The sequence below is a fragment of the Streptomyces oryzae genome (genome assembly GCF_017676365.1).
GTDB lineage: Bacteria > Actinomycetota > Actinomycetes > Streptomycetales > Streptomycetaceae > Streptomyces > Streptomyces oryzae.
In genome coordinates, this window is sequence record NZ_JADKMA010000009.1 from 15,711 (window position 1) to 28,486 (window position 12,776).

The 12,776-nt window shown below is 72.4% G+C and carries 14 protein-coding genes; 7 read left to right on the forward strand and 7 right to left on the reverse strand.

The window, feature by feature from the left end; all coding sequences use genetic code 11:
* Positions 1-57: 57 nt before the first annotated feature.
* Positions 58-264, reverse strand: a complete 207-nt coding sequence (locus ITI46_RS03190) for a DUF1918 domain-containing protein (RefSeq protein ID WP_209237813.1) — start codon at positions 262-264, stop codon at positions 58-60.
* A 26-nt stretch (positions 265-290) separates the two neighbouring features.
* Positions 291-1,307 (reverse strand): DMT family transporter, encoded by a 1,017-nt coding sequence (locus ITI46_RS03195; RefSeq protein WP_209237814.1) that lies wholly within the window; start codon positions 1,305-1,307, stop codon positions 291-293.
* On the opposite strand from ITI46_RS03195, the gene ITI46_RS03200 reads away from it, so the two are divergent.
* Positions 1,306-2,793 (forward strand): aminotransferase-like domain-containing protein, encoded by a 1,488-nt coding sequence (locus tag ITI46_RS03200; RefSeq protein ID WP_209237815.1) that lies wholly within the window; start codon positions 1,306-1,308, stop codon positions 2,791-2,793. The genes ITI46_RS03195 and ITI46_RS03200 overlap by 2 nt on opposite strands.
* A 131-nt stretch (positions 2,794-2,924) precedes the next feature.
* Positions 2,925-3,491 carry a histidine phosphatase family protein gene (locus tag ITI46_RS03205; protein WP_209237816.1) on the forward strand — a complete coding sequence of 189 codons (567 nt, stop codon included), beginning with the start codon at positions 2,925-2,927 and terminating at the stop codon, positions 3,489-3,491.
* A 24-nt stretch (positions 3,492-3,515) separates the two neighbouring features.
* Here ITI46_RS03205 and ITI46_RS03210 read toward each other — a convergent pair whose 3' ends face one another.
* The 4 genes from ITI46_RS03210 to ITI46_RS03225 all read right to left on the reverse strand — a co-directional run bounded on the left by ITI46_RS03210 (position 3,516) and on the right by ITI46_RS03225 (position 6,968).
* Positions 3,516-4,652 (reverse strand): DUF6461 domain-containing protein, encoded by a 1,137-nt coding sequence (locus ITI46_RS03210; protein ID WP_209237817.1) that lies wholly within the window; start codon positions 4,650-4,652, stop codon positions 3,516-3,518.
* Between the two features lie 51 nt (positions 4,653-4,703).
* Positions 4,704-5,690 (reverse strand): aldo/keto reductase, encoded by a 987-nt coding sequence (locus ITI46_RS03215; RefSeq protein WP_209237818.1) that lies wholly within the window; start codon positions 5,688-5,690, stop codon positions 4,704-4,706.
* A gap of 152 nt (positions 5,691-5,842) precedes the next feature.
* Positions 5,843-6,550 carry a class I SAM-dependent DNA methyltransferase gene (locus ITI46_RS03220; RefSeq protein ID WP_209237819.1) on the reverse strand — a complete coding sequence of 236 codons (708 nt, stop codon included), beginning with the start codon at positions 6,548-6,550 and terminating at the stop codon, positions 5,843-5,845.
* A 49-nt stretch (positions 6,551-6,599) separates the two neighbouring features.
* Positions 6,600-6,968: a hypothetical protein gene (locus tag ITI46_RS03225; RefSeq protein WP_209237820.1), complete on the reverse strand. Its 369-nt coding sequence runs from the start codon at positions 6,966-6,968 to the stop codon at positions 6,600-6,602.
* 130 nt (positions 6,969-7,098) lie between these two features.
* Between ITI46_RS03225 and ITI46_RS03230 the strand changes: the two genes are divergently transcribed.
* A complete protein-coding gene (locus ITI46_RS03230) occupies positions 7,099-7,404 on the forward strand; it encodes an ArsR/SmtB family transcription factor (protein WP_209237821.1) in 306 nt (101 codons plus the stop codon).
* Between the two features lie 135 nt (positions 7,405-7,539).
* On the opposite strand, the gene ITI46_RS03235 is transcribed toward ITI46_RS03230, so the two are convergent.
* Positions 7,540-8,145, reverse strand: a complete 606-nt coding sequence (locus tag ITI46_RS03235; protein WP_209237822.1) for a dihydrofolate reductase family protein — start codon at positions 8,143-8,145, stop codon at positions 7,540-7,542.
* Positions 8,146-8,367: 222 nt separating this feature from the next.
* Between ITI46_RS03235 and argC the strand changes: the two genes are divergently transcribed.
* From argC to ITI46_RS03255, 4 genes are read left to right on the forward strand one after another with little or no spacing between them, the layout of a single operon-like run.
* Positions 8,368-9,405, forward strand: a complete 1,038-nt coding sequence (gene argC / locus ITI46_RS03240) for an N-acetyl-gamma-glutamyl-phosphate reductase (protein ID WP_209237823.1) — start codon at positions 8,368-8,370, stop codon at positions 9,403-9,405.
* On the forward strand, positions 9,402-10,574 hold the full coding sequence (gene argJ, locus ITI46_RS03245; RefSeq protein ID WP_209237824.1) for a bifunctional glutamate N-acetyltransferase/amino-acid acetyltransferase ArgJ: 1,173 nt from the start codon (positions 9,402-9,404) through the stop codon (positions 10,572-10,574). Before argC ends, argJ begins: the two co-directional genes overlap by 4 nt.
* Positions 10,571-11,530 carry an acetylglutamate kinase gene (gene argB / locus ITI46_RS03250; protein WP_209237825.1) on the forward strand — a complete coding sequence of 320 codons (960 nt, stop codon included), beginning with the start codon at positions 10,571-10,573 and terminating at the stop codon, positions 11,528-11,530. Before argJ ends, argB begins: the two co-directional genes overlap by 4 nt.
* The gene (locus tag ITI46_RS03255) at positions 11,527-12,768 is read left to right on the forward strand and encodes an acetylornithine transaminase (RefSeq protein WP_209237826.1); all 1,242 of its coding nucleotides are present in this window, start codon (positions 11,527-11,529) and stop codon (positions 12,766-12,768) included. The genes argB and ITI46_RS03255 overlap by 4 nt, the downstream gene beginning before the upstream one ends.
* Positions 12,769-12,776: the final 8 nt, after the last annotated feature.

The window sequence follows — 12,776 nt, forward strand, 5'->3', positions numbered from 1 at the left end:
CACACCGCGCAGCAAGGGAAGAGCGCGCGGACGCGGCGCTCTTCCCTCCGGGGTTGCTCAGCTCTTCTCTCCGTGCTTCTCCCGGCGGCCCTGCACGACGGAGTCAGGGCCGGGGGAGATCACGGCCTCGTGGCCGTCCTCGAAACGGACCCGGTACGGGGGCTCGCCCTTGGTGCCCATGACCTCGACGATCTCCGCCGTACGGTCGTGCTGTCCCACGGTCCTTCCGTGCATCAGCAGTTGGTCGCCTGTGTTCGCTCGCATGACACATGCCCTCCTGTTCCCGGTGGTCAGGCGCGGCTGCGCTGTACGACCACGATGCACACCAGCACGGCGAGCGCCGCCGCCGGCGCGGCGGGAGAAAGACGCTCACCGAGTAGGAGCACCGCCCACACCAGCGTAAGCAGCGGCTGCGCAAGTTGCACCTGGCTCGTACGGGCCACTCCGGCGAGCCCCATCGCGCGGTACCAGAAGAGCAGCCCGATGAACTGGGAACCCAGCGCGCTCCACGCCAGGCCAGGCACCGAGTGCGCGGTCAGCGTGACCGGCTCGTACGCCAGGGCGAGCCCCGCGCCGACGGCGGCGAGCGGCAGACAGCCCACCAGCGCCCACCCGATCACCTCCAGCGCGGGCAGCTCCCGCGCCAGCCTGCCGCCCTCCGCGTACCCGGCGGCGCAGATCAGCAGCGCCCCGCACAGGAAGAGATCGCCGAGGCCGGGGGCGCCGCCGCTCTGGTACAGCGCGAAGGCGACCACCACCGCGGCGCCCGCCAGGGCCGCCACCCAGAACAGCGGCGCGGGCCGGGAGCCGGTGCGCACCGACGCGTAGAGGGCCGTCGTCAGCGGGAGCAGCCCTACGACGACCGCGGCGTGCGAGGTGGTGGAGGTCTGCAGGGCGAGCGTGGTCAGCAGCGGAAACCCGATCACGACACCGGAAGCGGCGAGCGCGAGCCCGGTCCGGTGCCGCCGCGCCGGAAGCGGCACCCGCCGCACCAGGAGCACGCTCCCGGCGACCAGCCCCGCGAGCACGACCCGCAACGACGTCGCCGACCAGGGGCCGAACCCCTCCAGCGTCCAGCTGGTCGCGGGGAAGGTCAGCGAGAAGAGAACGACCCCGAACACGGCGAACACGACCCCGGTACGGGCCACGTACCCGGAATGGGGCTGCGTCCCGTCAGGGGCGCGGGGAACTGCGCGATCAGCCACAAGGCAGCCGCACTCCGCATCGGGCGGGCAGGGGCGGGCGCTGACCGGGGCGGCCGGCGCCGCTATCCCTATGGCGGGAGTAGCGCTATCGTCGTCTCTCATGGCAGAGCGTAGCAGTGTGGCTGACCTGGCTGCTTCCCTGCGAAGCGAGCTGGACCGCTACTCCCCGGGCGGAAAGCTCCCGTCCAGCAGGGCCCTGGTCGAACGGTTCCGGGCCAGCCCGGTGACCGTCTCGCGGGCGCTGGCGGTGCTGGCCGCCGAGGGGCTGGTGGTCACCAGGCCCGGGATCGGCGCTTTCCGCGCCGAACCGCGCCGGCCGCACGACGCGCTCGCACCCCGCGGCGACACCTCCTGGCAAGAAGTGGCGCTCAGCGCCGACCCCTCCGCCGACCAGGCGCCCCGCAGCGTGGACGCGAGCGGGGTGACGACCACGCTCGACGTGCCGCCACCGGGCGTGCTGGAGCTCAACGGCGGCTATCTGCCGCCCGGTCTCCAGCCGGAGAAGGCCCTCGCCGCCGCGCTCGCCCGCGCCGGACGGCGGCCGGGAGCATGGCGGCGGCCGCCCCTGGAGGGCGTGGAGGAGCTGCGCGACTGGTTCGCGCGGGAGATCGGCGGACCGTCCGTGGGCTCTGCCGGTGCCGCCGGGCGCCATGGCACGGTCACCGCCGAGGACGTGCTGATCACCTCGGGCGGACAGGCGGCGCTCACCACCGCGCTGCGCGCCCTCGCGCCCCCGGGCGCCCCCGTCCTCGTGGAGTCGCCCACCTACCCCGGCATGCTCGCCGCAGCCCGAGCCTCGGGCCTGCGCCCGGTACCGGTGCCCGTCGAGCCCGCTGGCGTACGGCCCGATCTGCTGGCGGACGCGTTCCGGGCCAGCGGGGCGCGGGTCTTCGTCTGCCAGCCGCTGTTCCAGAACCCGACCGGCGCCGTGCTGGCGCCGGACCGGCGCAGCGAAGTGCTTCGGGTGGCGCGCGAGGCAGGCGCCTTCATCGTCGAGGACGACTTCGCCCGGCACCTCGCGCACGAGGACGCGGGAGCGCTGCCGCCCGCGCTGCGCGCCGAGGACCCCGACGGGGTCGTCGTACACGTCCGCTCGCTGACCAAGATCACTTCGCCGAGCCTGCGCGTCGGTGCGCTGGCCGCGTCCGGGCCCGTGCTGGAGCGGCTGCGCGCCATCCAGATCGTCGACAGCTTCTTCGTGCCGAGGCCGCTCCAGGAAGCCGCGCTTGAACTCGTCGGCGCCCCCGCCTGGTCCCGCCATCTGCGCACGGTCGCCGCCGAGTTGCGCACCCGGCGCGAGCTGATGGTCACCGCGCTCGCGAGTGAGCTGCCCGCATTGCGCCTCGACCACGCCCCGCGCGGCGGCTACCACCTGTGGCTGCGGCTCCCCGACGGGACGGACGAGGGCGCGCTGAGCGCCGCCGCGCTGCGTGCCGGCGTCGCCGTCGCCCCCGGCCGCGCCTACTTCGCCGCCGAGCCCCCGGCTCCCCATCTGCGGCTCACCTTCGCCCCGGCCGCTGCGGAGGGCGACATCGTGGAGGGCGTACGCCGCCTGCGTACGGCTTGCGCGGAGGTGCTGACGGGGTAACGCGGGGGAGTCGGGCGGCAGTTGGGGCCGGAGCTGACGGAGCATCAAGAGCGCTGCAGTGCTCAACTCCCCGAGAACTACGGTCTGTCGGAACTCTCGAACACCGGGCCGAACGGCTCTACGCTCACCGCATGCACGCGCGTATGACGCTGCTCGCCGCGGGCCGCAGCTCCTCGTTGGCCGACGTGCGCTTCGGCGAGAACCGGTCGCTGGACGCCGCCGGCTGGGAGGAGGTCGTCCGGCAGGTCCCCGCCTTTTCCTCTCTGGCCGCTGCCGAGCTGCGCTACTGCTCGCCGTCGCCCCGCTGCCGGGAGACCGGTGCGGTGCTCGGGCTCACCCCGCTCGCCCAGCCGGCCCTCCTGGACTGGCACATGGGCCGCTGGCGCGGCGCCACCCTCGGCGAGGTGGCGACGCGCGAGCCGGAGGCCGTCCACCAGTGGCTCACCGACCCGTGCTCGGCCCCGCACGGGGGCGAGTCGCTGCTGGCCTTCATCCGCCGGATCGGCGGCTGGCTGGACACCCGGCCGGTGGGCGCCGGCGAGTGGGCGGTGGCCGTCACCGAGCCCTCCGTGTTACGGGCAGCGCTCTGCTACGCCCTCAAAGCTCCGCCGCACGCCTACTGGCAGATCGAGACCCACCCGCTCGCCACCGTCGCCCTCACCGGGAAGGCGGGCGAATGGCACCTGGACCTGTCGTGACCACGGCAGCCCTCGGGTGCCGGGTCAGCCGCCGCGGGCCGCTTGGTGAAGCGCGTGGAGCAGCCAGAAGCGCTCCGACTCGGGCGTGCTGCGGCTGTCGTTCATGGCCCGGGAGAGGTGGAACATCGGCGGGGGCCCGTCCACCGGAGCGCCGTCCTCGCGGGCGAGCAGATCGCCGAGCGTCCGCCAGACCGCCGCCCGCTGCGCCGCCGGGCCGCCGCCGCACCCCGCGCCGCCGTGGGCCGCGCCCTCGCTCGCCCCGCCGTCGCCCGCCGCAGCCCGCGCCGCGAGCTGTGCCCGCAGCGCACTGCGGCCCTCAGGCGGACCGCAGCCGTCCAGGACGGCCAGCGCGAGCGTGCACAGCGCGTCGTCGGCCAGGCCGTGGTGGCGCGCGGCCAGCTCCACCGCGTAGCGCTCCATCTCGGGCACGGCGCCCGGCCCGAGGTCGGCGTGGAAGGAACGGAACGGTTCCTCGGCGAGCAGCGGCGAGTCCTCCAGCCCTTGCGGCAGCATGGCTGATCCGACCTCCTCGATCTCCACGTACAGCTGCGGCGCGCTCGCCCACTCCCTGTCCAGCCGGGCGCCCGTGGCGCGCGTGACGGCAACCAGGCCGGCGGCCCGCCAGTCGGCGTCGCTGTCGAAGGCGAGCCCGTCCAGATACCTGTCCCACGCCTGCGGCGCGGCGCCGTAGCGGTGGTCGGGGACCAGCATCTCGAAGGAGGACAGCACCAGTCCGTCCTCGGCGAGGGCGAGCTCGGAGAGCGCGTCGTCGTTCCAATAGGCGCTGGCCGCCCGGCCCCCGAGCCGGGAGAGCGGGCGCAGCACCTCCTCGCGGGTGCCCTGGAAGCCGTTGTACTCGACGACCACCACGGCGGGCCCCGCCTGGGCGACGGCGATGGGTGACGTCTGGCGGTCTGGGTGCTCGGCGAGCTCTTCCAGAAGTTCCTCGCCCAGCACCCGCTGCACAGCCTTCCCCCAAGCTCTCGGCTTCGCTCGAGCAGGGGGCGCCCCCACCGGGTCGCCGCCGAACAGCCGGATCACCTCGGCGACATCGGCGCCGCGAACGGCAGTGATGCACGCCGCCTCGTCCAGCGCCAGCTCGTTCAGCAGCGCCCGGAGCTCCCGCACGGCGGCCCCGCTGCTTTCCGCACTCTCAGCCATGGATACGAGTATGGGCGTGGTAACCGACAGCGGCTTCCCGGCCCTTGACGCTCAGCCGTTGACGAAGGACAGGGCGCCGTCGTCGTAGCGGGCCCCGGCGATCCGGTCGCGGGGTGCCGCCGCCTCGATGGCGGCCAGCTCGTCGGAGGTGAGGGAGATCGAGAGCGCCGCCACGTTCTCCTCCAGATACTTCTGCCGCCGGGTGCCGGGGATCGGCACCACGTTGTCGCCGCGGTGCTGCACCCACGCCAGGGCGAGCTGCCCCGCGGTGACCCCGCGCTGTTCGGCGAGCTCGTTCAGCCGCTCGACGATCGCCAGGTTCCGGTCGAAGTTCTCCCCGGCGAAGCGCGGCATGCCGCGCCGGGCGTCGCCCTCCTCCATGCTGTCGACGGAGGTGTAGCGCCCCGTCAGAAAGCCGCGGCCCAGCGGCGAGAACGGCACCACACCGATGCCCAGCTCGCGGCAGAGCGGGGCGATCTCGTCCTCCAGGTCACGCGTCCACAGCGACCACTCGCTCTGCAGCGCGCTGATCGGGTGCACCGCGTGGGCCCGCCGGATGGTCTCGGCGCTCGCCTCGGACAGGCCCAGGTGGCGCACCTTGCCCTCGGCGACCAGCTCGGCCATCGCCCCGACGGTCTCCTCGATCGGTACCTCGGGGTCGACGCGGTGCTGGTAGTAGAGGTCGATGTGGTCGGTGCCCAGCCGCCGCAGCGACGCCTCGCACGCCTGGCGTACGTAGGCGGCGTCGCCCCGGATGGCGGTGGGCTCGCCCAGCTTGTTGGCGAAGCCGAACTTCGTCGCCAGCACCACCTCCGCGCGGCGGTCGGCGAGAAGCCGGCCGAGCAGCTCCTCGTTGGTGCCCGCACCGTAGAAGTCGGAGGTGTCCAGCAGGTTCACGCCCAGGTCGAGCGCCCGGTGCAGGGTGGCGAGCGAGGTCTCGTCGTCGGAGGAGCCGTAGCCGTGGCTCATCCCCATGCAGCCGAGGCCCTGCGCGGAGACGGCGAGCTCTCCCAGGTGGCGGGTGGGAAGGGCGGTCATGGTGGTACCTCCAGTGCGCGGGCGTCCGGTCTCGGGGACCGGGCGCCGGTCGGTGCGATCCGTCGTCGACGCTAGGGGCTGGAGTGCGCTCCAACGCAAACCCGCCGCGTCACCTGCGTACGACCGACCCGGCCCGACCCTCCCTCGCACCCTCAGTCGTCCGTGCGGTGCCACACGAACGCGGCCGAGACCGGGTGGTGGCGGTACTTCTCCCACTTCGGCTTGCGCTCCAGCCAGCGCTCGTCGACGACCCCCTCCCGCATCTCCGCGAGCCGCCATCCGGCACCCAGGCCCGCGGTCACATGGTCGCTGAGCAGGTGGACATGGGTGCTGATGGCGACGTGCTCACCGGAGGCGTCGGTGAAGTGGGTGGGCATCCCGGAGGCCATGATGAAGTGCGGATGGAAGGCGACGACGACGCAGTGCGCGCCCGGCGCCGCCAGCCGCCACGCCTCCTCGTAGAACGGCCGCAGATCGGGCAGGTGCTCGTCGATGAGCGAGGAGATCACCAGGTCGTAGGCGCCCGACTCCAGCCCGGTGGCGCGAACGTCGCCCTCCAGCAGGCGGTCGTGCACGCCCTTGGCGCGCGCCAGCCGCAGCATCTCCGGCGTGAGGTCGACCCCGTCCAGCGTGCCGGTGACGCCCCGCCGCCGCAGCCAGGCACCGGTCCGCCCGGTCCCGCACCCCAGGTCGGCAGTGCGCCGCACCCCGCTCCAGGCGGGCACGGTCAGCTCGTCGAGCAGCGCGAGGTCCATCACGTCCTCGACGGTGTCCTCGTACGTACTGACCCACTGGCCGTACCCGGTGGCCACGTCCACGGTGCGGTACCCGCGCGTGTCGAAGTCGGAGAAGTCAATCATGCGGCGAGTATCACGGCCGGTACGGGACGGGGCCACGGGTTTTCCCGGATCAGGTCCCGGCGCCGGGCGTGCCGAACTCCACGTACTCGATGGTCGATCCGCCCCGGTGCCGGACGGTCAGATTGCGTCCGGTCGGCACCTGGTTGGGACCGTCGAGGATCTCGCCGGTGTGCTGCTCGGTGAGCCGCAGCACCTCGTCCAGGGAGTCGACCAGCACGGTCGCATGGGTCCCTCGGTAGGGGGCGAGCGCCTCTTCGGTACCGGCCAGCAGGAGAAAACCGCCGATGGTCGCGAGTTCAAGGCCGCGGTAGCTGAAGCGCTGGCGCGGCTGTTCCCCGGTGAGGTCCACGAACGTCGGCAGGGCGGTGTCCAGGTCGTCGACGTAGACCCGGGCGAGGGTGGTGCATGCGACGGGCATGGCGGGTAACCTCCTTGATCATTTCGGGTTTTCCGAAACGTTGAAGTGATCGAGATACTACGGGAAGGATCCCGAGCGGCAAAGAGCGAAGGAAAGTGGAGGAAAGTGAAGGAAAGGGAAAGGAGGGGCCGTGGCACGGCACGCTGAGGGAACGGCGGCGGATCTCGAGCTGTCCGCGGTGCTCCACGCCCTGGGGGACCCGGTGCGGCTGGCCCTGGTGCGCGACATGGCGGAGCACGGTGAGAGCCAGTGCAGCCCCGAGGGGCTTCAGGTGCCCCGCTCGACGCTGTCCAACCACTGGCGGATCCTGCGGGAGGCGGGCATCACCCGTACCCGCCGGGTGGGGAAGGCCCGCATGATGTCGCTGCGCCGCGACGATCTCGAAGCCCGCTTTCCGGGGCTGCTGTCCGTGGTGCTGGCCGGCAGGGACCGCTGAGGGGGACCGCGCCGGTTCGCGGGTCACGTCCATGTGGCTGAGCGCTTTAGTCGACCGTCCGCCCCCTTGTCAGGTCTTGCTTCGCGTCCGTCGGCGCCGGCCTGGCGGCCGTCCAGACCGGCGGACGAGGCGAGGTCACGCAGGGGCGTCGAGCGGGGGGTGCTCGAGTACGCGGGGCTTGTACTCGACCAGCTGGGTGCGGCCGTCGAAGGTGCGGTGCTCGATCATCTCGAGGGCAACGTCGGGATAGCCGTCGTAGATGCGTTCTTCGCCCGTGGCCCCGGTGATCACCGGGAACATCACGACCCGGAAGCGGTCGACGAGTCCGGCTCGTAGCAGGGACCGGCACAGGCTGAGGCTGCCGATCGTGCTGAGGAGCCCCGAGCCACTCGACTTCATGGCGCGGACCGCCTCGACGGCGTCGTCACGGACGAGCGTGGCGTTGGCCCACTTCAGTGGCTCCTCGAGTGAGGAGGAGAACACCACCTTGGACGCTTGCGTGAGCTGGTCGACGGACGCCTCTTCCTCGGGCCTGAACTCGTCTTGGCCATTGGGGACCTGGCCTGCGGCGAAGCCCGACATCAGGCGGTAGGTGTTTGCTCCCATCAGGTAGGTGGCCTCGGGCTGCTCGCCGAGCCACGCGAGGTACTCCGGGCCCTCGAGGCCCCAGAATCCGGGCCATCCCTCTCCTGATGCATAGCCGTCGAGGGAGGTGATGAAGTCGACGAGAAGCTCCGACATGGCGGTTCCCTTCCTGAGGTGTCACGAGCTTGGACCGGCCGCGAGACACAAACTCATCGGCCGCGCTGTGGAGTGGGAATGGCGGTTTGAGTCCTGCCCTGGACTGTGACTGAGCGTTTCAGTTGGCCCCTGAGCGTTGTACTCGGCCCGGCTGTTGATCAGACGATTCATTGCATAAAACTGCTGCACTGCGTATAGTCATGCTCCTGAGAAGGAGGATTCATGGCAGTGCGCACGGCAGTGGCGGGAGCGAGCGGATACGCGGGGGGTGAGGTGCTGCGCCTGCTCGCCGGGCATCCCCAGGCCGAGGTCGGCGCGCTGACCGGCAACAGCAACGCCGGGCAGCGGTTCGGGGTGCTGCAGCCGCACCTGGTGCCGTTCGCGGACCGTGTGCTGGAGGAGACCACGGCGGACGTGCTGCGCGGTCACGACGTCGTCTTCCTCGCCCTCCCGCACGGACAGTCGGCGGCCGTCGCCCAGCAGCTCGGCTCCGCTGACGACGGGCCCCTCGTGATCGACTGCGGGGCCGACTTCCGGCTGGCCGACGCGGCCGACTGGGAGCGGTTCTACGGCACCCCGCACGCCGGCACCTGGCCCTACGGACTGCCCGAGCTGCCCGGCGCCCGCGCGGCGCTGCGCGGAACGAAGCGGATCGCGGTGCCCGGCTGCTTCCCCACGGCCGTCTCCCTCGCACTCGTCCCCGCGTACACGGCGGGCCTCGCCGAGCCCGAGGCGGTGATCGTCGCCGCGACGGGCACCTCCGGCGCGGGCAAGGCACTCAAGCCGCACCTGCTGGGCAGCGAGGTCATGGGCTCGATGAGCCCGTACGGAGTGGGCGGTACGCACCGGCACACCCCCGAGATGATCCAGAACCTCTCCGCGGCTGCCGGGCAGCGCGTCAGCGTCTCCTTCACCCCGACCCTGGCCCCCATGTCCCGCGGCATCCTCGCCACCTGCAGCGCCAAGGCCACCCCCGGCACGACCGCGGAACAGCTGCGGGCCGCGTACGAGAAGGCGTATCAGGACGAGCCGTTCGTCACCCTGCTCCCGGAGGGCCAGTGGCCCGCGACGGCTGCCGTGCAGGGCTCCAACTCCGTGCACCTTCAGGTCGCCCACGACCAGGAGGCCGACCGGATCATCGTCGTCGGCGCCGTCGACAACCTCACCAAGGGCACCGCGGGCGGTGCCGTGCAGAGCATGAACATCGCCCTCGGCCTGGACGAGGGACTGGGACTTTCCACGATCGGAGTCGCACCATGAGCGTCACAGCGGCCGGCGGGTTCACGGCGGCGGGCATCGCAGCCGGAATCAAGGAGAGCGGGGCCCCGGACCTCGCGCTCGTCGTCAACAACGGGCCGCGCCAGGCGGCGGCGGGCGTCTTCACCAGCAACCGGGTCAAGGCGGCGCCGGTGCTCTGGTCCGAGCAGGTCCTCAAGGGCGGCCGGGTCTCCGCCGTGGTGCTCAACTCCGGTGGCGCCAACGCCTGTACGGGCGCACCCGGCTTCCAGGACACCCACGCGACCGCGGAGAAGGCCGCCGAGGCGCTGACCGCCGCCACCGGCACCGAGCACGGCGCCGGCGAGGTCGCGGTCGCCTCCACGGGGCTGATCGGGCTGCGGCTGCCGATGGACAAGCTGCTGCCCGGCGTCGAGACGGCCGCCGCAGCCCTCTCGGAGCACGGCGGGGAGAAGGCCGCCATCGCCATCAAGACGACGGACACGGTGCACAAGACGGCCGTCGTGACCAGCCCGTCGGGCTGGACGGTAGGCGGCATGGCCAAGGGCGCGGGCATGCTCGCCCCGGGGCTGGCCACCATGCTCGTCGTCCTGACCACCGACGCCGACCTGACGACGGACGAGCTGGACGGCGCGCTGCGCTCCGCGACCCGCACCACCTTCGACCGCATCGACTCCGACGGCGCCATGTCCACCAACGACACGGTGCTGCTGCTCGCCTCCGGTGCCGCCGGAGTACGCCCCGAGCAGGCCGAGTTCGCCGAGGCGGTGCACGCGGTCTGCGCCGACCTGGGCCAGCAGCTGATCCACGACGCCGAGGGCGCCTCCAAGGACATCCGCATCGAGGTGCTGGGCGCCGCCAGCGAGGACGAGGCCGTCACGGTGGGCCGCACCATCGCCCGCAACAACCTGCTCAAGTGCGCCATCCACGGCGAGGACCCCAACTGGGGCCGGGTGCTGTCCGCCATCGGCACCACCGACGCGACGTTCGAACCCGACCAGCTGGACGTGGCCATCAACGGCGTACAGGTCTGCCGCGGCGGCTCCGTCGGCGAGGACCGCGACAAGGTGGACATGCGGTTCCGCGAGGTCCGTATCACCGCCGACCTGCACGCAGGCTCCGCGTCCGCCGTCATCTGGACCAACGATCTGACGGCCGACTACGTCCACGAGAACAGCGCGTACTCGTCATGAGCATTCGACAGCCGAGCGGCACCCGTAAACACACCGCGCTGCCCAAGGCACAGATCCTCATCGAGGCGCTGCCCTGGCTGACCCGGCACCACGGCAGGACCGTCGTCATCAAGTTCGGCGGGAACGCCATGGTGGACGAGGAGCTGAAGGCGGCCTTCGCGCAGGACGTCGTCTTCCTGCGGCACGCCGGCCTGCGCCCCGTGGTGGTGCACGGCGGCGGCCCGCAGATCAGCAAGCAGCTGGACCGGCTCGGCCTGGAATCCGAGTTCCGCGCCGGACTGCGGGTGACCACGCCCGAGACGATGGACGTCGTACGGATGGTGCTGGCGGGCCAGGTGCAGCGCGAGCTGGTCAACCTGCTCAACCAGCACGGCCCGCTCGCCGTGGGCATGACCGGCGAGGACGCCCACATCATGGCCGCCACCAAGCACCTGGCCGAGGTCGACGGGCAAGCGGTCGACCTGGGGAGGGTGGGCCGGATCAGCTCCGTGGAGACCGGTGCCATCGAGGCGCTGCTGGACAACGGCCGGATCCCGGTGATCTCCTCCATCGCCCGCAGCGCCGACGCCGCCGACGGCGAGGGAGGGGTGTACAACGTCAACGCCGACACCGCGGCAGCCGCGCTCGCCGCCTCGCTCGGCGCCGAGACGCTGATGGTCCTCACCGACGTGGAGGGCCTGTACGCGGACTGGCCGAACAGCGACGACGTGATCAGCGAACTGACCGCCGCCGAGCTGGAGAAGCTGCTGCCCGAGCTGGCGAGCGGGATGGTCCCCAAGATGGAGGGCTGCCTGTACGCCGTACGCAACGGGGTGCACACGGCCCGCGTGCTGGACGGGCGGGTGCCGCACTCCATCCTGCTGGAGATCTTCACGGACGAGGGCATCGGCACGATGGTCGTGCCCGACGCCGTCCCGGCACCGGACACCCGACACGACGCGGAGGGCCCCGCATGACCATCGCGCACGACAACTCCGCCCTCACCGGACGGTGGCAGGGCGCGCTGATGAACAACTACGGCACGCCGCGCATCCCCCTCACCCACGGCGAGGGCAGCAAGCTGTGGGACGCGGAGGGCAAGCAGTACACCGACTTCGTCGGCGGGATCGCCGTCAACGCGCTCGGCACCGCGCACCCGGCGGTGGTGCGCGCCGTCTCCGACCAGATCGCCACCCTCGGCCATGTCTCCAACCTCTTCATCGCCGAGCCGCCCGTCGCGCTCGCCGAGAAGCTGCTGGAGGTGGCGGGCCGCCCCGGGAAGGTGTACTTCGCCAACTCCGGTGCGGAGGCCGTCGAAGCCGCCTTCAAGATCGGACGGCGCACGGGGCGCACCCATATGGTCGCCACCCAGGGCGGCTTCCACGGCCGCACCATGGGCGCCCTCGCACTGACCGGCCAGCCGGCCAAGCAGGCCCCGTTCCGCCCGCTGCCCGGCGAGGTCACACACGTCCCGTACGGCGACACCGAGGCGCTCCGCGCTGCGGTGACCGAGGAGACCGCGCTGGTCATCGTCGAGCCGATGCAGGGCGAGAACGGTGTCGTCGTACCGCCCGAGGGCTATCTGGCCGCGGCCCGCGAGATCACCGCGGCCACCGGCACGCTGCTGGTGCTGGACGAGATCCAGACCGGCATCGGCCGTACGGGGCACTGGTTCGAGTGCCAGGCCCAGGGCGTCGAGCCCGATGTCGTCACGCTCGCCAAGGGGCTGGGCGGCGGGCTGCCGCTGGGCGCCACGCTCGCGTTCGGTGCTGCGGCGGAGCTGCTGGAGCCGGGCCAGCACGGCTCCACCTTCGGCGGCAACCCGGTCGCGTGCGCGGCGGGTCTCGCGGTGCTGGAGACCATCGCGGCCGACGGGCTGCTCGACCACGTCAAGCGTGTCGGTGCCCGGCTGCGCGAGGGCATCGCGGGTCTGGGCCACCCGCTGGTCGCTGAGGTCCGTGGCGCGGGGCTGCTGCTGGGTATCGTGCTCTCCGAGCCGGTCGCGCCGCGCGCGCAGCAGGCGGCGCAGGACGCGGGATTCCTGGTGAACGCGGTCGCCCCGGACGTCGTCCGGCTCGCTCCGCCGCTGATCGTCGGCGAGGCCGAGGTGGACGCGCTCGTCGGTGCGCTGCCCGCCGTCCTCGACGCGGCAGCGGCCCATGACGTGGCAGCGGCCGGCGCGGCGACCGGTGCCGCGGCCGACAGACAGCGATGAGCCGCAGC